Source organism: Tahibacter soli, assembly GCF_025717065.2.
GTDB classification, from domain to species: domain Bacteria; phylum Pseudomonadota; class Gammaproteobacteria; order Xanthomonadales; family Rhodanobacteraceae; genus Tahibacter; species Tahibacter soli.
The window spans coordinates 947,429-971,042 of sequence record NZ_JAOVZO020000018.1 but is presented as its reverse complement, the minus strand read 5'-3'; the positions used below and the strand labels follow the sequence as shown (position 1 = coordinate 971,042).

The window sequence follows — 23,614 nt, the reverse complement described above, 5'->3', positions numbered from 1 at the left end:
CGCACTTTCCTTATTTGTCTTTGCTAACAGGAGTCCACCGGCCGGAGGAAACCCTGTCATTTGTATTGGCTCTGGTGTTTCTGAACTGGGAAATCTGTTCACCTTTACTATTGGTAACTACAACTCGATCACCATCCACATAGACCGTATTCCCGGTGTCGTTGTCTATGTATTTTCTGCCCTTGTCTATAACTTTGTTCTTGTCCCCGACTTGCCGGTGCGAATCCGTCTTCGCCTCCTCGGCCCTTTCTGTGCCGTGATCCGTGCGCCCTGCATCCTTGTTCCCTGCTGGCGTCGACTTGCCCTCATCGTCGGCGCTTGCAGCAGCGCTTTCCCCACCATTCCCGCCTTCTGCATTTGACGTTTCGCTTGCTTGCGCCAGGGGCATTCCCGGATATATGGCATTTGTCAGAAGATAACCGGATTGCCCCGCGGGTGGATTTGAGAGCGCAGACGCCAAGGCAGCAGCGGCTCCAGCAGCAGCGCCGGCACATGGAACACTAGCTGCACATGCCTGTGCAATTGCCATCGGGTTTCGACCATCTGGGTCGATGTTCGTATAAGGATTGTTATTCGCATACCAGTACCGGTTGAAGTTCAGGTCGCTCGCGGCAACCGGATCGATCGCCAGAAACCTCCCCGCAAACGGGTCGTAATACCGCGCCTGCATGTAGGAGAGGCCGGTCTCCGCATCGGCAACATGGCCGGTGTAGCCCGGCGTCGATTGTGCCGCCGGCCCCCATCCGTACGGCCGATAGTCGTTGCGCGCTGTCGCCGCGCCGCTCGTGCTCGTCGTCAGCACCGGCGAGCCGAGCCCGTCCGTGTGGATGTACGTGCGAACTGCCGTGCCGTCTTCGGCGATCAGATGCCGCCCGAGATAGACGTAGCGCTTGTTGCCGCCGGTCTGCGGCGCGTAGTTCGTATCGCCTTGCTGGAAGCCGTTCTTGAAGATGCCGTCGCTCGTCGATGTCGGCGCGCTCTGGTACAGCAGCTGCCCGGCCTGGCTGTACACCTGCACCGTCTTGACGCCGCCTTTCGTCACCGCCGTGCGGCGGCCGTGGCCGTCGTAGCGGTAGCTCGCGACGTTCGGGCCGATCTGCGTTACGCGATCGGCGAGATCGGTCGCGAACGTCAACGGCGGCTGGTTCGCGACCGTGCGCGTCGCGACACGACCACGCGTGTCGTACGTGTACGCGATCAGCGCGCTGCCGCCGCTGTCGACGCGATCGAGCCGTTGCGCGGCGGTGTACTGCCACGCCCAGTTGAAGCCCGGTGCGGTCATGCTGCGCAGGTTGTCGAGCGCGTCGTAGCCGAACGTTTGCGTACCGCCCCAGCGCGGATCGTTGCGCGTGGTCTTGAGACGATCCAGATCGTCATACGTCATCGTGCGCGTGAACGCGCCGCCGTTCTCGTCGGTGATGCTCGCGACATTCGCGTTCGCGTCGTACACATATCGGTCGCTGAGCACCGATCCGTCGGCGCTGCGGCTCGGCAAGCCCCGTTCGTTCTGCTCGGTCGTATGCGCGATGCCGTTGCCGTAGGTGAAGCCGGCCAGTGCGCCGTTCGGGTGCGTGACGATCTGCGTCGCGTAGGTGCCGACCCGCGTCGCTTCGCCCAACGCATTCGGCGCGTAGTCGATGGCGGAGCCATCGGGATACGTCATGCCGCTGACGTGGCCGTTGCGGCTGTGCGCGTAGCCGATCGCGTAGTCGATGCCGTCCAGCCGCAGCGTTTCATTCGTCGACAACCGGCGCTTGTTGTACGTCGTCGTCCAACGGCTGTTGTCGGATGTGATCGTTTCGAGCAGCCCGTCGAACGTGTACGTGCGCACGACGTTCGGACTGCCGTCGCCGTAGTTCGTCGTCAGCAGGCGATCACGGGCGTCGTACGCGTAGTGGATCTTCTGGTTGTTCGCGACGCTGGCTCTGCTGGCAGTTCGACGTGCTTGTGAGGTTCTGCCCAGCTTGCCTTCCACTCGACGAGATTGGCACTGTTATACGCCTGCACCGTCGCGCCGCTTTCCGGTTCGATCGTTTTGCACAGGCGCTGGTATTCGTCGTAGACGTAAGCACGCGTCGCGCTGATCGTGGCATCGCTGCGCGTCAGGCTCGTCGGCTTGCCGAACACGTCGCGACCGATCGTCGTCTCGGACGTTCTCGGGTGCGTCGATCACGACCGGCGACGATTCGTCCGGTTCGTCGAACGCCTGGAACTGCGTCGTCGTGGTCTTGCCGCGCGCATTGACGAACCGCTTCTGGAAACCGGCGTCGTAGTGCGTGCTCGTCGTCAGCGGGCCGAGTTCGGAGGTCTGGCTGGTGCCGGTGACGCGGCCGAGCGCGTCGTACGTCGTCGTCGTTCCGGCGCTCGTCGACGCACTCGCCGACGGATACGACACGAACGCTGTCGCGGCCCGCATAGTCGTAACCGCGCCGCACATAGCGCTGCGTCGACGGGACCGCGATATCGACCTCGCTCGTCACGGCCGGCCGCAGTCGTTGGTCGTAGTGCGTGATCTTGCGCGCGCTGCCGGTCGTCGTCGTCTGCTTCCAGTGCGTGCCGGCAACGCCCAGTTCGGTGCCGACGCGCTCGTACTGGATCGTCGTCGGATACCACGCCACGGTGTCGTTCGCCGGATACGTGATCGACGTCAATCGCCGCAGCGCGTCGTAGCCGTAACGGGTGACCTCGCTGTATTCGTCGGTGACGGAACGGATATCGCCCGCATCGTCGATCGTCGCGCTGCGCGTGCGGTTGTCGGCGTAGGTCACGCTAGTGCGGAATGCCGCGCTTGAACGCACCGAGCGTCGTCGTGTTCGCACCTTCGGTGACGCTCGCGAGCGTGCCGTCGGCGTTCCACGTCATCTGTCGGTCGATGCGGCCGAACGACTGTGACCTCGATCAGATTGCCAAGCGCGTCATAGCGGTTGTCGACGACCGGGTTCAGCGGCAATACGTCGTTCGTCACCGTGTCGACGAGGCCGAGGATCCAGCGCTGCTTGTCGTCGACATAGGCCGTCGTTTCGGTCTTCGTGCCGAGCGGGCTCGATCGTTCGACCTCCAGCGGACGTGCGAGCGCGTCGAACGTCTTGTGCAACTTCGTGAACGTCACGCCCTGCTGCGTCGTCACGACCGACTTCAACGGCCGCACGCTACCCGACGACGGATCGTCGCCGCCGCCGCCGAGTCCATAGCGTGCCGGGAACGGATAGCCGGTCAGCGGTATGCCGCTGAGGTCGACGCCGGTCACGTAGGTATTGGCGACCCGGTTCAGCTCCGCGTTGTTGCTGTCGCGCGTGATCGTGTCGAGCAACTGGCCTTCGATCGCCGAACCGGCCGGCGTCGTGCCCGCGAGCGTCGCGCCGTAGACGTTCGAGAAGCGGTACGTGACCGTGCCGCTGTTGCCCGGCTGCGTCATGACCGTGTTCGTGCAGCGCGTGCACGTGCCGATCGCATACGCGTAGCGCCACGTGCTCGACGTGTCGGCCGTATCCGACAGGGTTTTCGATGCCAGGCTGTAAGTGTCGACGTACGGTGTCTTGAGGAACTGGCCGCCGCCGGTCGGGCAGTTCGGCTGCGGCACCGTGCGCTGCTGGCGGCCCATCGCGAACCGGAAGTCGCCGTTCGCGCCGGACGGGTGCGTGATGCGCATCGAGAACCGGGCCGGCTGGAACGTGGCCGCCGCGCATTCGTTGTTCGACGGTTTCGGCGGCAGGTATTGGACGTACAGATACGTGTCGGGGACCGGGTCGGGATCGCCCGGCGCGTTGTAGTGGTAGTCGAATATCCACTGCGACGCGGTGTCGGGCAGCGTGACGGTTTTCAGGCGCGGCAGGCCGTCGGCGCCGTTCTCGTAGGCGTAGCGCCACGTGCGGGTCTGCGTCGACTGGCCGGGAATCGCAACGGTGACCGACGCGCTCGTGAGCAGGCGGCTGCTCGTCGCGTCGTAGGTCAGCCGGATCTCGCGGCCGCCGCCGTTGTCGCGAATCGACGTCGGACGGCCGACGTCGTCGTACGTGTACGTCACCGCGTTGCCGTAGCGGTCCGCGATGGAACTCGCGAGCAGGTACACCACCTTGCGCAGGTTCGTGTTGCCGCCGGCCTCGACCGAGGCATAGGCGCGTTCGCGGTACACGTCGAACGTGTAGGTGATGCCCGCCGGCGTCGTCATCGCGAAGCCTTCGCCGTTCGACGACACGGCATGCGGCGTGCAGGCGAACGCATCGAACTCGCTCGTCGACCACGTCGGCGCGCGGCCGTCGGTCGGGTACTGCAGCGGCGGATAGCTCGCGTCGAGCCGCAGGATTTCCTTATCGCCGCGACCGGGAATGTGCACCTTGTTGCCCGACCACACGTCCCGGATCGTGACGTTCGGCGCGGTCTTGCGCGGCGCGAAATTCTGCGAGCAGCGCGGCTGTTGCGAACTCGCACCGAGCGGGATGTTCCAGCCGTAGTGGCTGTCGAACGTGCCGTAGACGTACGGCACCTCGATATCCCAGTTCGCCAATCCGCCGAACGCGTTACCGGGACCGCCTCTCGGGTCGTGCGCCTGGTCGGGCACGAGTGCGCTCACGACGAAGCGGCGGCGCAGCTGTACCGGCAATGCGTTGTTGCCGGGGATGTCGATGTCGACGTGGCTGAACTCGGTCGCGCCGGTATACGACGAGACATCTTCACCAAACAGTTCGCCGCTGAGTGGCGAGAGCTGTTCGGACGCGCGCACCTTTTTGTCGTACTCGACGTAGGCGGGAACGCTTGCGCTGCCGCGCAGCGCGAGCGGATCGGGCGAGGATTGGGCATGTGCGGCGAGCGACAGCGCAAGGGCAGCGGCGAGTCCTGTGGGCCATGCGCGACTTCGTATTGCGAACGAACGTTCTTGCGGTTCCATTGCGGCGTCTCCTGGTGATTGATTCATCCTCCGCCGAGGTCTACGCAGTCCGGCGCAAGACGTGACCAAGCGATCGGCCCGCTTCGTCGGCGCAAAAACGAACGCGCCGCGGCAAGCCGCGGCGCGGGGCTCAGAGGGGCGAGCCCGTCAACGACAGTGGAGCTGGCACGCGAGCATCGTCGTGCCTTCGATCCGGACGCACGAGAGGATGTAGCCGGTCTGGCAGCCGGTCTGGCTCGAACCCATGTATTCGACGGTGCCGAGGCGCCGGGTACGCAGCCAGTTCGCGTAGGCGTTCGCGCCTTCTCGGCCACTGGCGCGCCATTCGAGATCCATGCCGCGCGCCTGCTCGCGCGTCGGCAGCGACACGTTGTGCTTGTCGGTCACGCCTTCGTAGGTCACTTGTACATAATTGCCTTCTTTCTTGACGATCAGCGTCACGCAGCTGCCGTTGTCGTCGCACAGTTTCAGCTCGAGTTGCGGTGCGATGCGCTCCCAGCTGATGTCGACGCCGATCGAGTCGGTGCCCACCGCCACCGACACGCCGCGGGTCTGGCCCTGAATGCCGTGCACGGCGTCCGCGAGTTCGTCGCTGATGCGTTCGGTGGCCGCCGGGTCGGACAGCTGGTCGCGGACGCGATCCATGAAGTCGTTGTACGGCGCGCCGCGCGGGCCGCTCGAATACCACGCGATGTCACGCGGATCGTGCGGGCGCGGACCGAGGTCGCCCGGTGTCAGGCCGATGTTGCGGATCGGCACTTCGAGCGCGCGCTGGCCCGACAGTACGCCCGGCACGCGGTTTTCGACGCTGACGATGTTGTCGAAGATGCGCTTGACCGGCGCGTCGACCGCGTATTCCCACAGCTCGCGCGTGACGGTGCCGAGCGTCGATTCCGCTTCGGCGGCCGGCTCGTCGGTCGCGGCGACGCGCGTCGCGCCGGCGCGTGCCTTCGCGTCGGCCGGATCGGCCGTTTTGTCGCTGGCCATCAGCACGACTTCGAACTTTCGAATGCGCTTGTTCGCCACGTTGTAGACGAACAGGTAGCCGCGGTTGACCGACGCGAGCGCCTTCTGCTCTTCCTGCAACGGGCTGCAGCCGTTGCACGCGAGCGACCGCAACGTCACCGCTTCGGACGCACCGGACCACAGGCCGGCGCCGAACAACAAAGACCACAATGTCGCAGACTTCATACGCACGCTCCTTCGCTCAGGGGACTTCACGATAGGAACGGCAAATCGCTAGACGCAACAGTATGTTGTGTGAAATTGCAACATCAAGTTGCCTGCATTGTTACGCACCCCGCAAACCGCGCATAAAAAAGCCCGCGGCGCGAACCGCGGGCTCAACTCCGGTGGGACATCCCGGCTCTGCGGCCGAATGCGACGGCGCGGGCGGCGTTGCGACCGCCCGCGCACCACGCGTTACGGCGTGGGCGTCTCGAAGCCGTTGGCGAAGATCAGGTCGGGCAGCGGGAGGGCGCAGCTCTGCACCTTCACCTGGTCGACGTACCAGCCGTGCGGCGCGAAGCCTTCCGACCCGTCGGTCGTGGTGCGGAAGCGCAGGCGCACGGTCTGGCCGGCGTAGCTGTTGAGGTCGACGACGGCCTTCTTGTACGGCCGCGTGCCGCACCACAGCTGCGAACCGCTGGCCGGGTTGCCGCTGCCGGCCGCGCCGGTGTACGGATCGGTCAGCATCGCGGCGTTCGCCACCTGGCTCCAGGTCGTGCCGTTGTCGGTCGAAATCTGCAGCATGCCGCCGTCCCAGCAGCCGCCGGCCGCGCGCGGTTCGAGATTGAGGTCGCTGTAGAAGCTCAGCGTCAACGGCGCCTCGCCGGTCGGCAGCACGATCGCCGGGGACGTCAGGCGCTGGTCGGACGTCACGGTGACGTCGCTGGCGAGCCACGACTTCGTGCCGGCGTACGGACGCGCCGTGCTGACCGCCCAGTTCGCCGAACCGGTGCCGACGCTCGTCGTCCAGCCGCTGGTATCGCCTTCGACGCCGTCCTCGAACACCGCGCGCGCGGTGAACGTGTCGCCGCAGTCGCCCGGCGCCGGCGCCGTCTTGAACGTGAACACGGTCGAGTTGGCGCTGACGCCGCAGGTGTTCGCGGCACGCACGCGCCAGTGGTGCAGCGTATTGCTCGCAAGCGCGGACGACACCGTCGCGCTGGTGCCGCCGCCCGCGACGTTCTGCGAGTAGACGATGTTCGCGAACGCGGCGTCGGTCGCCACTTCGACGACGCTCGTGCCGACCTGCGCACCGTTCGTCCAGGTCAGCGTCGGCGTGGCGCTCGCACCCGTCGCACCGTTGGCCGGTGCGGTGAGCGTCGGCACCGCCGGCGTGATCGTGGCGACGTCGGTCACGAGGTTCAGCGTCTTGGTGATCGCGCCGGAAGTGGCCTGCAGTCCGATCGTCGCCGTGCCCGGGGCGGCGGCGGCCGACACCGCCATTGCCAGCGTGCTGGTGCCCGGTAGCGGATTTACCGTCGCCGGCGTGAAGTTGCCGGAGAAGCCCGTCGGCAGCGCGTTGGCGAACGCGAGGTTCACCGCGCCGGCGAAGCCCTGCACCGTGCCGACGTTGATCGAGATCGGGTCGAGGTTGGCCGTGCCGTTCGCGGTGCACACCTGTTGCGTCAGGTCGGCGCCGGCCAGCGTGAACGTCGGCAGGCCGCATTCGTCGAACTTGAACGCGCCGATGCGCGTGCCCTTGCTCGACGTCGGCATGTACAGGCCCGTGAACCAGAACGTGCAGCCGTCGACCGGATCGACGCCGAGCTGGTGGTAGTCGCCCCAGCGTTCGTTGCCGTTGCTGCCGGTGCCGGCGATCAGCACGGTTTCGGGCGTCGTCATGGTGCCGAGCGGATCGTTGGCGAGGCGGCCGACGTACGCGAGGTTCGCGAACACCGCCGGGCTCTGGCGCACCGTGCTGTAGGCGAGCGCGATATTGCCCGACTCGTCCATCGCGATGCCGCCCATCCAGCGGTCGATGCCGTCCTGCGGGCTGGCGCTGCCGGCCCAGGTGCCTTCCTGGTGCAGGGTCCACGGCTGCGCGATGCCGCCGGTGCGGCGCAGTTCGAACCAGCGGATGCCGCCGGTGTCGTTGCCGTCGATGTCGGTGACGAAGTTGCCGATCAGCGCTTCATGCGTACCGAAGTTGCGGTACGCGAGGCGATTCATGATCGGTTCGCGCAGTGGATCGAGCTTCTGGCCGTTCGGCTGCGGAAACGCGTTGAACGCGGTCAGGCCGTTCAGGTCGGAACTGAACTCGGCGATCGGAATGGTGGCCGGACCGGTCAGCGCGGTGTTCGCCGGCGTCGTGAAGTCGACCTTGAGCTGCCACAGCTCGAGAAAATCCTGCGTCGGATTGTTCGAGCCCGCGTTGTGCGCCTCGTCGTCGCGGTGGCGCATGAAGATGCCGCGCGCGGTGGCCGGCGGCGCGGTCGCGCCGTCGTGGTCGGCCGGCGTGATCATCTGGAAGCTGAAGCCGTTCAGGCGTGGAATCGTCAGGCGCTGGAACGTCGCCGGCTGGCCGGCGAGCATCTTGGTGCGATCGAACGCGTAGATCGGACGCGCGCCGCTCGTACCGCTCTCGTTCGCACCGACGTAGTAAGCATCGGACCACACGCCGTATTTCGGATAGTCCGGGAACGACGGCATCGTGAACGTGTAGCGGTACCACGTGACCGTCGGCGCTTCGAGGTCGGCCGTGTCGCTGACGTAGACGCACAGCGAATTGCCCGACTGCGGCGAGAATTCGGTGAACACCCAGCGGTTGGCGAGTTCGTCGAACAGGATGATCGGATCGCCCAGGCCCGACGCGCACGCGCCGGTGCCGCCGAGCGACGTCAACGTGAAGTTGCGGACGAAGCTGCCGTCGCTCTTGCGATAGATGCGGATGTCCGAGCCGCCGCTGCCGTTGACCGCCTGCACGAAGTGCAGCGTGCCGACGTCGCCGGTCGGATCCGGCGGCGACACCTGCGCCGCGCTGCCGGCGACGTTGACGAGCGGCGTCGTGAAGCCGTTGCCGCGGCGCGGCGAGAAGTCGAACTGCAGCGGCACGAGCGGATCGTACGGCGACGCCGGGTTGACCGGCTTCGGCGCGTCGTTCGGCACCGACTCCCAGTGCTGGCGCGGAATCTCGAGCAACGCATCGCCCGGGCGCCATTCAGGCGCCGGCGGCAGGTCGGCGAGTCGGACGCGAAACACTTCCGGCACGACCGTGCCGAGCGATTCGGCGCCGCGCACGACCGGCACGTCGTCGGCGTCGACGACCGGATTGATCGGCCGTTCGGCCAGAACCGCACCGCTGAGCGCAACGCCCAACGCCATCCACAAACTCTGTTTTGCCCCAATCACCGGACACCTCCCACGAACGGAAAACGATCCGGTCGCGACTGTCGACCGGATCCGCGTGCGGCTGGCCCCCCTGGCCTTGCCGCCGTATGCCGGCGTTGCCGGCAGCGTGGCTAGATATCACGGCTAGTTCTTTAGGGATAGTGTCTTTTACGCTTTGGGACCTAGCAAAATCAGTCTCGCGAACTAGCAATCGACGCTTCAGCGGTGCTCAATCAGATGGATATCGCCGCTCGCGCTGTCGATGTCGATGCGCTGAGTCGCGCTGCCGGAACGCCATTCGACCTGCTGCCGGCCGTCGGCAAGGGGCGCCGGTGCGAGCCGGAACGGGCCGGTGAACCGGCCGCGCGTGCGTGCGGCGAGCGCGATCGGGCCCGACACCGGCACTTCGAGCAGCACGTTGCCGGTATCCGTCGCCAGGCGCATCGGCGTCGCCCATTTCGCGCTCGTCGGATACGCGCGCAGTTCGCCCGACACGGTCGCCAGATCCATCGCGCCGGCGCCGGCCGCGGTCAGGCGGCCTTCGCGCGTGCGCACGACCATGTCGTTGGCGATGCGGCGCACGAGTACGTCGCCGTAGGTCGTCGCGATCTCGACGAGCGGCCCCTTCGGTACGAACACGCCGAGGTCGACGCGGCCCTTGCGATGGCCGTCGACGAGACGGTCGGCGCCACCGTGCGTGTCGGACGCGTACGTCACCTTGAGCACGGCGGTATCGTTCTCGATCGCGAGCGCGACCTGCGGCTCCTCCGGCCGCGCGCCGATGCGCTGGACGACCTCGTACGTGCCGAGCAGCGGCTTGTCGACCTGACGCACGGCGACGCTGCCGTGCGGATTGTCGATGCGGATGCGTACGACCGATTCGGGCAGCGCGAGATCGCGCTTCAAGTGCTCGACGCTGAACGGCGGCGGTTCGCCCCCGGCCGCGGGTTCGGCCGGGCGTTTCGTCGGGTGCCCGCAGCTCGCCAGTACGACGGCGAACAAGGCCCACGGAACGAGTCTGAATACAGTCGAACGCATGATGGATCTCGGCACATGGACGGACAAGCCGGCGATGGTAGCGCGTCCGGGCCGCCGCGGAGGACAATCGCGGTTCCGCTCGTTCATTCGCCCCCGCCCATGCCCGAAGCCATTTCGCTGACCCAGTTCCTGATCGAAGAACAGCGCGCGCGGCAGCATCTGCCGGCCGATCTGCGTCTTCTGATCGAAGTCGTCGCGCGCGCGTGCAAGCGCATTTCGATCGCAGTCGGCAAAGGCGCGCTCGGCGGCGTGCTCGGCGACGCCGGCACCGGCAACGTGCAGGGCGAGGCGCAAAAGAAGCTCGACGTGCTGTCGAACGAAATCCTCCTGCAGGCCAACGCCTGGGGCGGCCATCTCGCCGCGTGCGCGTCGGAGGAAATGGAAGACCCGCAGCCGATTCCCGACGTGTATCCGAAGGGCAACTATCTGTTGCTGTTCGATCCGCTCGACGGCTCGTCGAACATCGACGTGAACATTTCCGTCGGCACGATCTTCTCGGTGCTGCATTGTCCCGACGACGTGACGCACCCGGCCGCCGAACACTTCCTGCAGCCCGGCACGGCGCAGGTCGCGGCCGGCTACGCGGTGTACGGTCCGAGCACGGTGCTCGTGCTCACGCTCGGCCACGGCACGCACGTTTTCACGCTCGACCGCGAACTGGGCAGCTTCATCCTGACCACGCGCAACGTGCGCATTCCGGCCGACACGAAGGAATTCGCGATCAACATGTCGAACCGGCGCCACTGGGACGCGCCGGTGCAACGCTATATCGACGAGCTGCTCGCGGGCAGGGACGGTCCGCGCGGCAAGGACTACAACATGCGCTGGGTCGCCTCGATGGTCGCCGACGTGCACCGCATCCTGACGCGCGGCGGCGTGTTCCTCTATCCGTGGGACAGGAAGGAACCGGACAAGCCCGGCAAGCTGCGCCTGATGTACGAGGCGAACCCGATGGCGTTCATCGTCGAGGAGGCCGGCGGCGCCGCGACGACCGGGCGCGAACGCATCCTCGATCTCGTGCCGACGGCGCTGCACCAGCGCGTGCCGGTGTTTCTGGGTTCGAAGAACGAGGTCGACGTCGCCACGCGCTACCACCTCGACGCCGACGAGGCCCGCTGATGGCGCATCCCGATTTCATCGAGGTCTACGACGGCGCGCTCGACGCCGCCACGTGCAAGCGCATCGTGCAGCGCTTCGACGCGAGCGGCCAGGCACAGCGCGGCGAAACCGGCAGCGGCGTCAACGTCAAACTCAAGGACAGCTGGGACATCCGCATCTCCGGCCGCGAAGGCTGGGGCGACATCGAGCAGACGCTGAACATGGCGATGCTCGCGGGCCTGAAGTCGTACCTGCGCAAGTACGCGCACGCGGTGCTCGCGCCGCTGCAGCTGCAGATGCCCGACCCGAAGACCGGCGAACTCGCGACGCTCGACGCCGAACGCGTGGCCGCGCTCGACGACGCGACGCTCAATGCGCTGGTCTTTCGCGTGTTCCGCCCCGGCAGCATCAATTTGCAGAAGTACATCGCCGACCAGGGCGGCTATCCGTACTGGCACTGCGAGCTGTACCCGAAGGCCGACAACGGCGAGACGCTGCATCGCGTCGTGCTGTGGTCGGTCTATCTCAACGAGGGTTTTGCCGAAGGCGAGACGGAGTTTCTGTACCAGGAACGCCGCATCGTGCCGAAAATCGGATCGCTGCTGATCGCACCGACCGCATTCACGCACACGCACCGCGGCAATATGCCGAAAGGCGGAGACAAATACATCGCGACCAGCTGGGTGCTGTTCAATCGCGCCGAGCAGCTGTACGCGAACCCGCAGGTGCCGCAGGTCCTGCAGAAAGGTCGGTAGCGCGCGCCCGCTTCCTGCGCGCGCCACCGAAGCCATGCATCCTGCCGCGATCCCTCGCCATCCCCGCGCGGCCGGCATCCTGTCGCCGCGCGTTTCCCTCAGTTCTCGTGCCGCGCGACGGTCGTCAGCGCGTAGCTCGTCGTCGGATCGACGATCTTGATCGTCGTGCCGGCGGTGACGATCTGGCCGGTCGACGGATACACCTTGACGCCGCCGTTCGCGTTCGCGTCGTAGCCGTAGGTCACGTCGACCCAGCCGCCGCCGCCGTAGCCGACGTCGAGCGCACCGTTCGTCTTGAGCCGCGCGACGAACGCGGTCGACTTGTCCGTGTCGATGTGATGCTGGCCGACGACGACCGGGCGCTCGCGCGGGTCGAGCACGAAGTCGGTGACCGTGACGCCCTTGCGTCCGAGATCCCAGGTGATCTTGCCGGCCGTGCCGAAGCCGGCGTCGAGGCTGCCGTCGGTCTTCAACTGCGCGGCGCCGAGCTGACAGTATTCCTCGCCGGTCGCGGGGTCGATCCACTTGCAGGCGCTGCCCGTCACGACGATGCGGCCGTCCTGCTTGATCGCGACGCGGCGGCCGTAGTCGTTGTCGCCGAAGCCGATGCGGCGCAGGCCGCCGGCCGCGAACGTCGGATCGAGCGTACCGTCGAGACGATAGCGCGCGACGACGTAGTCGTAGCTGTCGCCCGGTTTCGCCGCGCGGCCCGCCGCGACGATGCGCCCGTCGGGCTGGAACGCAAGGCCGGTCAGGCGGTTGCGCGCGCCGGCGCCGGTGTAGAGCCGCGAATACGCGACGCCGCCGCTGCCGAAACCGGGCAGCAGCGCGCCCGACAGGCTCATCTGCACGACGACGAAGTCGAAATTGCCGGTCGCCGGATTGCGCGCGCTCGCGGCGATGCCGAGGTTGTTGCCCCACTGTGCGATGTCGAGCACCGGATAGATGCCGGTGCCGATCGTCACGACCGAAACGCCGCCCGTGCCGAACCACGCCTGCGGCGTGCCGTTCGTATCGAACGCGTAAACGTATAACTTGTCGTCGGCGCTGACGAGTTGAAACAGGTAGTCGCGGAACGTCACGAGCGCCGCGTACGGCATGACGTTCGGCGGCACGACCGCCGGCGTCGCGAAACCGCCGACGCCGAAGCTCGCGTCGAGCGAACCGTCGGGCTTGTACTTCGTCAGGATCGGCGTGACCGTGCCGCCGGTCGTGTCGGTGCCGGCCGTGTAGATGTAGCCGGCGCGGTCGACCGCGAGATCGTCGCCGACCGCGTAGTCGCCGTAGCCGACCGCGTTGTAGCCGCCGAACGCGAACGTCGGATCGAAATCGCCAGGCGTCGCCGCGGCGGCGTTGAAACCGAGCGCGAGCAGCGCGGCGCCGGCGAAGTGCTTGAGGGTTTGCATCAGGGTTCTCCTCCCGCCCGTGGATCGGGCTACGCCGTTAAGCGTGTGGAGGCGAAGTTTGCGGACATCGCGCGACGCGTTCCGCGTCGCACTGGTCAGCGGTCGCGTGCGCGAATCGCGCCGCAAAGTGTGATGAACTTCTCAGTTCGGTGCCGCGAGCAGCGCGGGATCGACGGCAAGTTCCGGCGCCGCACGCAGCGCCGCGAGCCGCTGCCGCTCGGCCTGCGCGGCAACGGCATCGCCCGTGGCGGCGAGCGCGTCGATGCGCAGTTGCAGCGCGTCGGGATGCTGGCCGGTCCACGTCGCCCATTCGGGACGCCGCAGCAGCGCGTCGGCCTGGCCGAGTTCGAGCTGCCAGCGGCCGAGCTGGAACAACGCCGCCTGCGCGGCCGGGCCTCGATCGTTGCCGCGCGCGTCGAGAAACTGCGCGAGCGCGGCGGCGGCGGCGGCGCGCTCGCCGGCGGCCCAGCGCAGCTGCGCGTCGATGACCGGCACGCGCGCCTTGAGCGGCGCGTCGTCGGGCGCCGCCGCGACGAGCCGGCGATAGGCGTCGGCCGCGTCGCTCGCGCGGCTTGCGACACCCGCGCGCACGGCGATCTCGACCGTCTCGGCCAGCACCTGCGCGGCGTTGCGCTGCATGCCGCCCGCGTCGTAGCGCGTGCGCGCGTCGTCGAGCCGGGTCAGCGCCTGCGCGTAGTCGCCGCCACGCGCGGCGATGTTGGCGAGCGCCCACTGCGCCTCGGCCTGCCAGTACGCGTTGTTTTCGCGCTCGCCGACGGCGAGCGCCTGCTGCGCGAGCTGCGTTGCGGGTTCCGCGCGGTCGAACGTCGCCAGCGACCACGACAGCAGCACCGCCGTCAGCACCTGCAGCTGCCGGTCGTTGCGCGCGCGGGCGATCGCAAGGCCCTGCTTGAGCAGGGCGGTCGCCGGCAACAGATGGCCCGCGTTGAATTCGGCGCCGCCGAGATTGCCGAGCGTGGCGCCTTCGAGATAGCCGTCGCCGGCCGCGCGCGCGACATCGAGCCCTTCGCGCAGCCGTGCGATCGCGCGGGCGGCGTCGCCTTCGGCGTTTTCGACCGCGGCGAGATTCGTCAGCACGTTCGCTTCGCGGCGCCGGTCGCGGCTGGTGCGCGCAAGATCGAGCGCGCGTTCGAGATGCGCGCGCGCCTCGCGCGGCCGGCCGCGCTCGTCGTCGATCGCGCCGTAGCCGACGAGGAGGTCGATCGTCAGCCGCGCCGGCGCGCCGGCCGGCACGCGCGCGAGCGCGTCGTCGAGATGCGCCGTCGCCGCGTCCATGTCGCCGCGCCGGTACGCGGCGGCGCCGAGCTGGCGCAATGCTTCGACGAGCACTTCGGCGTCGCCGCGCTCGCGCGCGGCCGCGGCGACGCGCGTTGCGTTCTCGACGCCGGCGTCGGCCTCGTTCGTCAGCCCCTGCGCGACGGCCAGGCGCAGACGCGGCCACAACAGCTGCGGATCGTGGTCGACGCAGATGTCGAAGTATTTCTTCGCGCCGGCGTTGTCGCCGCGCAGCTGCGCGTCGAGGCCGCGCGCGTACGCCTCGGCGAGAAACGGATCGCGGATGCCGGCCTGCGCCGCGGTCGCCGCCGGCGGCGCGCGGCCGCGCAGCCAGTCGCGCGCGCGGGCCGCGGCGTCGGCCGCGAGTTCGGCCGGCGACGCGCCGTGCAGCGCGTCGGTGCGCACGCCGCCGTCGGCGCCGATCAGGCGCACGTCGAGCCGGTAGACCGTACCGACCTTGCTCAGCGCGCTCGCGAACGCGTGCGTCGCACCGGTCGCGCGCGCGAGCGCGGCAAGGCGCTGCGCATCGTCGAGCGTGTTGTCGGTCGCGATCGCCGCGACGTCGGACGCCGGCACCGCTTCGACCGCGGACGGCTGTTCGATCAGGCCGGTCATGAGCCCCATCAGGCCGCGCGCGGTCCAGGCGAGTTCGGCCTCGCCGCTGCGATCGACGAGCGGCAGCACCGCGACGCGCGGCATGCCCGGCGACGCCTGCGCGTTCTGCTGCTGGCGCCAGACGAAGCCGAGCGCGAGCAGCGCCAGCACGGCCGCGAGGCCGACCAGCCACGGCCAGTTGCGCCGCCGCGCGACGGCGGGCGCCGCGGGTTCGGCCGGCGGCGGCGCGGGCGGCTCGGGTTCGTCCGCGGGCACGACCGGCGCGACCCACTGCAGGCCGCGGCCGTGCACCGTGCGGATCGCGCGCTGCGTGTCGCCGTCGTCGCCGAGCGCGCGGCGCGCCTTGCGCAACAGCTGCGACAGCGCCGCGTCGGTCACCGGCCGGTCGCCCCACAGCGCATCGCCGATCTCGCGCTTGGACAGCGCGCGGTCGCGATGTTCGACGAGGAGCGCGATGAGGTCGAACACCTTCGCCTCGACGTCGAGCGTCGTCTCGCCGTCGCGGATTTCGCGCGCGGCAAGGTCGATCAGGCGGTCGGCCGCGAAATAGCGCCGGGGTGCGGACACGGTGTTCTCGATGGACTCAGGGCCGGCGAAGTGTAGTGCGACGCGGTCACGCCGGGTTCCGTTGCGCAGGGTTTCGTTGCGCCGCGCCCGAGATGCGCCGCGCGAGCGAACGCAGCGCGCGCCACAGCTTCGGCAGCAGCCAAGCGACGGCCGCGAGGAACAGCGCGAGCAGCGCCAGGAAGATCAGCGGATGCTGCCAGATGAGGTACAGCCCGCCGACGAGCGTGATGTCTTCGGTGAGGCTCGCGCCCCAGTTCGAGAACGGCTCGGGCGACGTGTTGATCAGCGCGCGCGTGCCGGCCTTCGCCAGGTGCGTGCCCGACGTGATCGCGCCGCCGACGAGCGCCGCGGCGAACTGCTGTTCGGGCGAGGCGCCCGAGAACACGCCCCACGACAACAGAATGCCGGCCGGAATGCGGATGAACGTGTGCAGCGCGTCCCACACCGAGTCGAACGCCGGCACCTTGTCGGCGACGAACTCGCCGACCATCATGACGCCCGACGCGACGAGCACCCAGTCGTGCTCCAGCATCGCAAGGCCCGCCGGCAGCGTCACCCAGTCGAAGCGGCCGAGCAGGCCCGCGATGAACACCGCGGCGTAGAGGCGGATTCCGCTCGCCCACGCAAGACCCGCCGCGAGCGCCATCTGCTGCAAGGATTCCATCGCACCGACATCAGACCGAAGTGCGGTCCATGCTCGCCGCGATCAGCCGTTCGCGCAAGCGCGCCGCGCGTTCGGGCCGCCATGTGCGCGTGTCGGCGGCCACGAGCATGCGCTCGATCCACCCGGCGTCGGGCTCCGGTTCGGCCGGCGGCGCAAGGCCGCTCGCGTCGGGCGCATAGCCGAGCCACGCGTACAGCGACGCGTAGCGCGGGCCGACGGCCGCGTGCATCGCGTCGTCGAAAATCTCTCGCCATTCTTCGGCGAGCCCGGCGCGGTTGAACGTCGGCGCGGTATTTCCATCGATCTGCGCCTCGGCCGCGCGCGCGGCTTCGAAATCCGACGCGGCCAGCGCGCGTTCGACGTCGGCGTCGGCGGCCTCGATGCGCAGGAACGCCAGCGCGCGGCGCAGCGTGCCGGCGGCATCGCGGCGATAGTCCTCGTAGCGCAGCACGAGGTGTTCGCGCCCGGCGAGCGCGAGGCGCCACACGCGCAGCCACACGAGCAGGAAGTCGCCGCGGCCGATCGGATAGTGGAACCACGGCTCGCGCAGGAACGTGCCGAAATCCTGGTCGTCGGGCACGAGCCCGACACGACGGGCGCGGTGCCACAGCGAATGCAGCGCGTCGCGCGGGTCGCGCACGAACAGGATCGTGCGCGGCACGTCGCCGTAGGTGCCGGCCCAGGCATGCGTCACGCGCGGCACCGGCGCGGCGCGAAACGCGAACTCGCGGCCGTCGGCGAGGCTCGGCAGCAGGCCGCGCCAGCTCGCATCCTTGCTCGCGTAGCGAAAGCGCCGCGGTCCGCACGCGCGCCAGTGGCTTGCAATGTCCGCGCCCCAAGGCTTCCACAACGATACCCCGAGTTCGAGCAGGCAGTTGGCGAGCCACGATGCGCCGCTCGGCATTTCCGACGACGCGATCTCGGCGTCGAACGCCGGGAAGCCCGGCACGTCCGGGTATTCGTGAAACTGCGGTCGCGCATCAAACATGACGGTGCTCCCAGGCGTCGACGAGCGTGAGCGAAAGGGTTTCGGCCGCGATGCCGGCGCCGGTGTCGAGCGTCAGATGCGGCGAGGCCGGAAATTCCGGGACGAGTTCGACACCGACGCGCGCGCCGCGTTCCGCGTCGGCGTACAGCGGCGAGCGCGCCGCGCGTACGGCCGACGCGCAGTCGAGCAGCACTTCGTAGTAGTCGGCGCCGCCGGCGCGATTGGCGTTGTGGATTTCGTGAAACAAGGAAATGGTCGCCACGACGACGACGAGCCCCTGCGCGCTCGCGAGCCGCGCGAGCGCCGCGATGCGGCCGGCGATCGCCAGGCGCTCGTCGCGCGCATAGCCCGTACCGGCCGCGCCGAGCGCGCGGCGCACGTCGTCGCCGTCGAGCACGAGCACCGCGCGGCCGGTCTCGCGCAGACGCCGCGCGACGGCGCGCGCGAGCGTCGTCTTGCCGGCGCCGGCGAGGCCGGTGATCCAGATCACGCTCATGCGCCGCTCCAGCGCCAGTCGTGGCTCCAGCCCGGCGAGCGATGCGCGAGCAATCGGTACAGCGCGAGATCGCGCGCGCTGTCGACTTCGCACCAGCGCCCGTCGACCGCGACGGTTTCGATCGCGACGCCGGCCTCGAGCAGCAGCGCCAGCAGCGCGGTCGTGTCGATGCGTCTTTGCCGTTCTTCGGGCAGCGCCGCGAGCGCGCGTTCGGCGTGCGCCCAGCCGGCCGCCGAAAAGCGCACGAGGCCGGTGAACTGCGCTTCGATCGCCGCGGCGTCGGTCGCGCGCCGGCCGATTTCGATCAAGCGGCCGTCGGCGTGGCGCAGCGATTCGGCGTCGGCCAGCACGTCGTCGAAACGGCGGCTCCACAGCGCGCGCCATTGCCGGTCGACCGTGATCGCGACGTCGGCGCGCGACGCCGCGAGCGCGTGCGCGAACGACGGATGAAATACGCCGTCGCCGTAGACGAGCAGCACGTCGCCGAGCGTCGCGGGCCGCGCGCAGCGCAGCGACGCGATCGGGCCGCTGTCGGCCCAGTCGGCATTGTGGACGATGCGGCATCCGTCGGCGTGCACCGCCGTGTGCGCGTGGCCGGTGACGACGGTCGTCTCGTCGATGCCGGCGGTCGCGAGCGCGCCGCGCTGCCACGCGAGCAGGCTGCGTCCGGCGAGCGCGAGCATCGCCTTCGGCCGCGTGCGCGTGAACCGCCCCATGCGCGAACCGCTACCGGCCGCAAGGATCACCGCGTGCATCAGCGCGAGCGCTTGCGCGCGTACCAGATGCGCGTGGCGAACGGCACGTCGAGCGCGCCTTCGCCGGCGAGCGCCGCGATGTCGGCGAGTACCGCGTCGCGCGCGTCGCCGGCCTGGCGCAGGAGCGTCGCGTGCGCGCGAAACCCGTCGAGAAAGTCGGCGCCGCCCGTGCGGTGAAAGAAGCGGCGTTCGATCGTGCGCACGCGATCGAACGCGCCGCTCGCGTCGATGTCCGCGGTCGGATCGGCGCGCCGCGTGCCATAGGCGTAGTCGGGCACGCGCCGGCGGATCGCCGCTTCGATGTCGCGCTGCAGCGGATCGTCGAGATCGCGGTGATTCCACATCAGCGCGATCGCGCCGCCCGCGGGCAACAGGCGCGACGCTTCGGCGAGCGCGCGCGCCGGATCGAGCACGTTGAACGACGACCCGTAGCTCACGAGCGCGAAAGCGCCGCCGGGCAGCAAGGTGGCTTCGCCGGTCGCGTCGACGTAGCGCAGCGTCGCACGTGCGTGGCGCGCGCCGATCGCGCGCATCGCGTCGTTCGGCTCGACCGCGGTCACGTCGAGGCCGCGTTCGGCGAGCGGCACGGCCAGGCGGCCCGTGCCGGCGCCGATGTCGGCGACGCGCACGCCGGCCGGCAGCGCGAGCGCCGCGACGAGCGCGTCGAGCGCGGCGCCGGCGTAGGGCGCGCGCTTGTCGTAGTGCGCGGCGAGCGCGCTGTAGTCCCAGTCGGTGACCGTCATTCGTCGTGCCTCCATGGCGTCAGGGATTGGCTCGCCGCGTCGACGACGACGTGATCGGCGGCGGCGATGCGCCGCCAGCGCTCGATGCCGAGCCCGAGCACGGCCGGCACGCGCAGCTCCGCGCAGCGGATCGCCATATGCGAGTTCGGTCCGCCGTAGGCCGTGATCAGGGCGGCCGGCGCGCGCGTGAAGATCCAGTCGAAGCCCGGATCGGCGCTTTCGATCGCGAGCGCCGCGCCGTGCGGCACCGCGGCCGGCGGCGTCGATGCGTCGACGCGCAGGAGCCGTGCCGACGCGCGGCCGGCGCCGACGAACGTCGGCGTGCCGGCGTCGATCGCGACGACATCGAGCGGCGCGCGCGGGTCGAGCACGGGCGGCAGTCGCAGCAGCGCATCGACGCGATGTCGCGTGCGCGCCGCGTCGGCGATATCCCGCAGCCGCGCCGGCGCCTCGAAGTCGAGCTCGGCGAGCGCGAGCCAGCCGAGCGTTTCGCGGTCGAGGCCCTGTCGCGCGCCGAGATCGGCGATGCGTTCGAGCACGCACGACACCGCCTGCGACAGCGCGTACTTGCCGTGCTCGCGCGCCTGCCGCGCGAGGCGGTAGTGCGCGACCAGCGCGTCGGCGTCGAGCCCGAGCCCGGCTTCGGCAATGAGCCGGTCGATCGCGCGCCGTTCGCGCGGCGCGAGCACGAACGGCGCGGCCGGTTGCGGCGCGGCGCCCGGCGACAGCGGCGCGAGTTCCAGATGCGCCAGGCACTGCGTCGCGATCTCGAACGTGCCGGCGCGCAGAAAGCCGTAGCGCCGGCGCACGTCGCCGCCGTGTTCGAGCAGCTCGCGCGTCGCGCCGACGCACGATTGCTGCAAGAGCGCCAGGCGCTCCGGCGCGAGCGCGCCGCGTGCAAGCGCCGAGCGCATCAGCGCTTCGCCGGCGAACGCCTGGCGCGCGAGCAGCGCGAACGGCAGCGCGCCGTCGTGTTCGGCCGCGTCGAGCAATGCGGACGGATCGGCCGTGTCGCAGCGTCGCGGCAGCCGCGCCAGATGCGACTGCGCGCGGCGCAGCGCGGCAAGGTCGAGACAGCGTCGCGTCGGCTCGCGCAGCGCGTCGCGGTATGCGGCGAGACGCGGCGCGTCGAGCACGCCGCCGTAGCGTGCGTGCCACGCACTGTCGAAATCGAAATCGAGGCACGTCTGCGCGATCGAAAATTCGTAGCGGTCGTGCAACGCCGGCTGCGCGACGAGCCGCGCCTGCCACGCATCGACGACGGCCGCGCCGCTCGTCGCGTCGAGCGCGGCCGGCAACAGCGAGTTCGCGCTCGCGCGCACGTCGACGTAGGGCCGGCCCGCGAACGGCGCGACGAGGTCGACGCGCCCGACACGGCGATAGCCGAGCGCCGCGCGCGCGCGGCGCCATGCCGCGCCGCCGACGAGCCGCGAGAACAGATCCAGCGCGAGCGGTCGCGGATGCGCGCCGAGGAGTTCGGCCGTGTTCCAGTCGGGCATCAGCGCGAGCATGCGGCGCTCGCCCAGGCATGCCGTCGGTGCGTCTGCGAGGTCGCGCCGCTCCCGCTCGAGCGCGGTCCGGCGCGCGCGCGCGGGCCGCGGGTCGGGCAGCGCGACGTTGAGCGGACGTACCTGCAGCAGAACCGTCTGCGCGTCGACGAGCGCGAGCTCGGCTTCGACGGGCTCGCCGCCGCACAGGCGTTCGAGTTCGCGCAACGCGTCGTAGAGCCGCGCGACGTCACCGTCGCGCGGCGGCTCGGCATCGCGCGCGAGATAGACCGTGCGCACCGGCGCGTCGCCGCGCGTCACCGCGTCGGTGCGCGCACCGTCGCCCAGGCTGAACACGTAGTACGGCGCGCCGTCTTCGATCGCGTGCGTCGCGGCGACCGCGACGATCCGCGGCGCCACCATGGCCTGTACCAGCACGTCGTCCCACGCGCGCGCGCCGCGATAGCTCGCGAACACCGCGTCGATCGCGGCGGCCACCGCGGCGCCGTCGGCCACGGCGACATCCAGGCACGACCGATAGCGGCCCGCCTGCGATTCGCCCGGCGCGTCCTCGCCGTCGCGCGAGCTGCGCACCGCCACGAGGCTCGCACCGAACCGGCGCTGCACCCGGCGCACGCACTCGGCCCGCGACGCGCGCCACTGCGCGGCCGACAGGCACAGTCCCTGCGGCACGCGACTGCACAGCAGCTGCGGCGCCAGCCGCTCGAGCGTGCGCCCCTTGCCGCGCCACAACGGCTCGGCGGCCGTGCCGAATCCGCTCGGCGTGGTATTCAAATGCACAGATACAATCCTTGACCTACGCAACCTACGCCCGAGCACGACGTGCTTCGTAGCGATAGTGTCGCACTACGGCCAGGTAAAGATGACGTTAAGCTGCCGCGCGAGCGACGAGTGCCGCGAACAGCGGCAGGCGGTCGAGCAGCGCGGCGTCGTCGGCATGCAGCTCCGGATGCCACTGCACGCCGACGGCCCAGCCGGCATCCGTGCGTACGGCCTCGATCAGATCGTCGTCGACGCACCAGGCCTCGGCGACGAGGCCGGCGCCCAGGCGCGCGATGCCCTGGTGATGCGCCGACGCGACGTCGCCGCGCTCGCGGCCGTGCAGCGTCGCGACGAGACCGCCGGACGCAAGACGCACCGCATGCGTATGCGCCTCGTAGACCACGGGATTCGAATGCACGATGGAACCTTCGCGCTGCAACGAAAGATCCTGGTGCAGGCTGCCCCCGAATACGACGTTGAGCAGCTGGCAGCCGCGGCAGATGCCGAGCACCGGCTTGCCTTGCGCGAGCACGCGTTCGACGAGCGCGATTTCGTAGCGATCGCGGTCGGCGTCGCCGGCCCATTCCGGCCGCAGCGGTTTTTCGCCGAACAGTTCGGGCGCGACGTCGGCGCCGCCCTGCACGATCAGCGCGTCGATCGCATCGGCCGCCGCATGGGCCCGATGCCGCGCGACGGCCGCATCGAGCCCGCGCGGCCACGGCAGCACGAGCGGCAGCGCGCCGGCTTCGCAGACGCTGTTGACGAGTCCCGATTCGGCGCCGAGCAGATCCTTGCGGCGGGCGCCAAGCGCATGCGCGTCGCCGCGCGCGAGGCGCGCGGTGATGCCGACGCGCACGGCGGTTTCGGGCCGGCGCGTCATCGGCGGACCACAGCGTCAATCCGGGCGACCGTCGGCACGGCGCGCGCCGGAGCCTGCGTTATCATGCGGCAGCCTTGCAGAGCGGTCTTTACGCGGAGTCGAAGTATGCGCTGGTTGTGGGTCGCCTTGGCCGTCCTTGCTATGACCGTCTCGTTTCTCACTTCGTCGCCCGGCGTGCTCGCCGTCATGTTGGCCATCGCCGGCATCAGCCTGTTCTGCGCGGTGTTCGCGTTCGCGGCGCGGCGCATCGAACAGAACGCCCGTCCCGATACGGCGCTGCTGACGCCCGAGGTGCTGGCGCACATTCGCGAAAAAGCGAAACGGGAACGCGCAGCCGCCACGGCAGCCGCGCCGAAGGCCATTCCGCGCGATTCCTGACGGCCCGCGGCCCTCCGCACAAGTTTACGTGACCGCATTCACACAACTGTGTAACGTGCGGCTCCGGGGGCGTGTTCGGCGGAAGCGGCCGGGCGTTGCAGGGGGAATCGCGACGAACGATCGTTGATGGCCGCCGTGGATATCCACTCGGACGGAGAACGGATCATGTCGGTAGAAGCGTTGATCATCACGTTGTTGATCGGTGGTATCGCGGGCTGGCTGGCGGCGACGGTCATGCGCGGACGCGGTTTGGGCATCGTCGGAAACATCGTCGTCGGCATACTCGGCGCGTTCCTGGCGAGCTTCCTGCTGCCGAGGATCGGCATCGTCATCGGCGGCGGCTGGCTCGGCGCGATCATCCACGCGTTCATCGGCGCGGTGATCCTGCTGTTCCTCATCAGTCTCATAAAACGCGCCTGAAGCGCGCACGAAAAACGCCGGCGAA

Annotated in this window: 19 protein-coding genes; 4 read left to right on the top strand and 15 right to left on the bottom strand. The window is 69.4% G+C overall.

Annotation, left to right across the window (positions count from 1 at the left end; translation table 11 throughout):
* Nucleotides 1-10: 10 nt before the first annotated feature.
* The 6 genes from OD750_RS17650 to OD750_RS17625 all read right to left on the bottom strand — a co-directional run bounded on the left by OD750_RS17650 (nucleotide 11) and on the right by OD750_RS17625 (nucleotide 10,258).
* Nucleotides 11-1,975, bottom strand: coding sequence for an RHS repeat-associated core domain-containing protein (locus OD750_RS17650; RefSeq protein ID WP_272842022.1), 1,965 nt, complete (start codon nucleotides 1,973-1,975; stop codon nucleotides 11-13).
* 127 nt (nucleotides 1,976-2,102) lie between these two features.
* Nucleotides 2,103-2,768, bottom strand: a complete 666-nt coding sequence (locus OD750_RS17645; protein ID WP_272842021.1) for an RHS repeat domain-containing protein — start codon at nucleotides 2,766-2,768, stop codon at nucleotides 2,103-2,105.
* Nucleotides 2,765-4,885 carry an RHS repeat domain-containing protein gene (locus OD750_RS17640; protein WP_272842020.1) on the bottom strand — a complete coding sequence of 707 codons (2,121 nt, stop codon included), beginning with the start codon at nucleotides 4,883-4,885 and terminating at the stop codon, nucleotides 2,765-2,767. Before OD750_RS17640 ends, OD750_RS17645 begins: the two co-directional genes overlap by 4 nt.
* A gap of 147 nt (nucleotides 4,886-5,032) precedes the next feature.
* Nucleotides 5,033-6,076: a hypothetical protein gene (locus OD750_RS17635; protein ID WP_263542007.1), complete on the bottom strand. Its 1,044-nt coding sequence runs from the start codon at nucleotides 6,074-6,076 to the stop codon at nucleotides 5,033-5,035.
* 231 nt (nucleotides 6,077-6,307) lie between these two features.
* A complete protein-coding gene (locus OD750_RS17630) occupies nucleotides 6,308-9,214 on the bottom strand; it encodes an immune inhibitor A (RefSeq protein WP_263542006.1) in 2,907 nt (968 codons plus the stop codon).
* A gap of 225 nt (nucleotides 9,215-9,439) precedes the next feature.
* Complete coding sequence (locus OD750_RS17625) at nucleotides 9,440-10,258, bottom strand: DUF4097 family beta strand repeat-containing protein (RefSeq protein ID WP_263542005.1); 819 nt, start codon at nucleotides 10,256-10,258, stop codon at nucleotides 9,440-9,442.
* A 99-nt stretch (nucleotides 10,259-10,357) separates the two neighbouring features.
* On the opposite strand from OD750_RS17625, the gene OD750_RS17620 reads away from it, so the two are divergent.
* Nucleotides 10,358-11,377, top strand: a complete 1,020-nt coding sequence (locus OD750_RS17620; RefSeq protein WP_263542004.1) for a class 1 fructose-bisphosphatase — start codon at nucleotides 10,358-10,360, stop codon at nucleotides 11,375-11,377.
* Complete coding sequence (locus OD750_RS17615) at nucleotides 11,377-12,111, top strand: 2OG-Fe(II) oxygenase (protein WP_263542003.1); 735 nt, start codon at nucleotides 11,377-11,379, stop codon at nucleotides 12,109-12,111. Before OD750_RS17620 ends, OD750_RS17615 begins: the two co-directional genes overlap by 1 nt.
* Nucleotides 12,112-12,209: 98 nt before the next feature.
* On the opposite strand, the gene OD750_RS17610 is transcribed toward OD750_RS17615, so the two are convergent.
* The 9 genes from OD750_RS17610 to OD750_RS17570 all read right to left on the bottom strand — a co-directional run bounded on the left by OD750_RS17610 (nucleotide 12,210) and on the right by OD750_RS17570 (nucleotide 22,791).
* The gene (locus tag OD750_RS17610; protein WP_263542002.1) at nucleotides 12,210-13,517 is read right to left on the bottom strand and encodes a delta-60 repeat domain-containing protein; all 1,308 of its coding nucleotides are present in this window, start codon (nucleotides 13,515-13,517) and stop codon (nucleotides 12,210-12,212) included.
* A gap of 141 nt (nucleotides 13,518-13,658) precedes the next feature.
* On the bottom strand, nucleotides 13,659-15,995 hold the full coding sequence (locus tag OD750_RS17605) for a tetratricopeptide repeat protein (protein WP_263542001.1): 2,337 nt from the start codon (nucleotides 15,993-15,995) through the stop codon (nucleotides 13,659-13,661).
* Nucleotides 15,996-16,041: 46 nt separating this feature from the next.
* Nucleotides 16,042-16,659, bottom strand: coding sequence for a DUF4126 domain-containing protein (locus tag OD750_RS17600; protein WP_263542000.1), 618 nt, complete (start codon nucleotides 16,657-16,659; stop codon nucleotides 16,042-16,044).
* Nucleotides 16,660-16,669: 10 nt separating this feature from the next.
* Entirely contained in the window at nucleotides 16,670-17,647 is a 978-nt protein-coding gene (locus tag OD750_RS17595; RefSeq protein ID WP_263541999.1) for a sulfotransferase domain-containing protein, read from the bottom strand.
* Nucleotides 17,640-18,143, bottom strand: a complete 504-nt coding sequence (locus OD750_RS17590; RefSeq protein WP_263541998.1) for an adenylyl-sulfate kinase — start codon at nucleotides 18,141-18,143, stop codon at nucleotides 17,640-17,642. Before OD750_RS17590 ends, OD750_RS17595 begins: the two co-directional genes overlap by 8 nt.
* Entirely contained in the window at nucleotides 18,140-18,898 is a 759-nt protein-coding gene (locus OD750_RS17585; protein WP_263541997.1) for a phosphocholine cytidylyltransferase family protein, read from the bottom strand. Before OD750_RS17585 ends, OD750_RS17590 begins: the two co-directional genes overlap by 4 nt.
* Nucleotides 18,898-19,641, bottom strand: a complete 744-nt coding sequence (locus tag OD750_RS17580) for a class I SAM-dependent methyltransferase (protein WP_263541996.1) — start codon at nucleotides 19,639-19,641, stop codon at nucleotides 18,898-18,900. The genes OD750_RS17585 and OD750_RS17580 overlap by 1 nt, the downstream gene beginning before the upstream one ends.
* The gene (locus OD750_RS17575) at nucleotides 19,638-21,929 is read right to left on the bottom strand and encodes a PEP-utilizing enzyme (RefSeq protein WP_263541995.1); all 2,292 of its coding nucleotides are present in this window, start codon (nucleotides 21,927-21,929) and stop codon (nucleotides 19,638-19,640) included. The genes OD750_RS17580 and OD750_RS17575 overlap by 4 nt, the downstream gene beginning before the upstream one ends.
* An 88-nt stretch (nucleotides 21,930-22,017) precedes the next feature.
* Entirely contained in the window at nucleotides 22,018-22,791 is a 774-nt protein-coding gene (locus OD750_RS17570) for a gamma-glutamyl-gamma-aminobutyrate hydrolase family protein (protein ID WP_263541994.1), read from the bottom strand.
* 105 nt (nucleotides 22,792-22,896) lie between these two features.
* On the opposite strand from OD750_RS17570, the gene OD750_RS17565 reads away from it, so the two are divergent.
* Nucleotides 22,897-23,169, top strand: coding sequence for a hypothetical protein (locus OD750_RS17565; RefSeq protein WP_263541993.1), 273 nt, complete (start codon nucleotides 22,897-22,899; stop codon nucleotides 23,167-23,169).
* A 126-nt stretch (nucleotides 23,170-23,295) separates the two neighbouring features.
* Nucleotides 23,296-23,589 carry a GlsB/YeaQ/YmgE family stress response membrane protein gene (locus tag OD750_RS17560; protein WP_336407566.1) on the top strand — a complete coding sequence of 98 codons (294 nt, stop codon included), beginning with the start codon at nucleotides 23,296-23,298 and terminating at the stop codon, nucleotides 23,587-23,589.
* The last annotated feature ends 25 nt before the right edge of the window (nucleotides 23,590-23,614 follow it).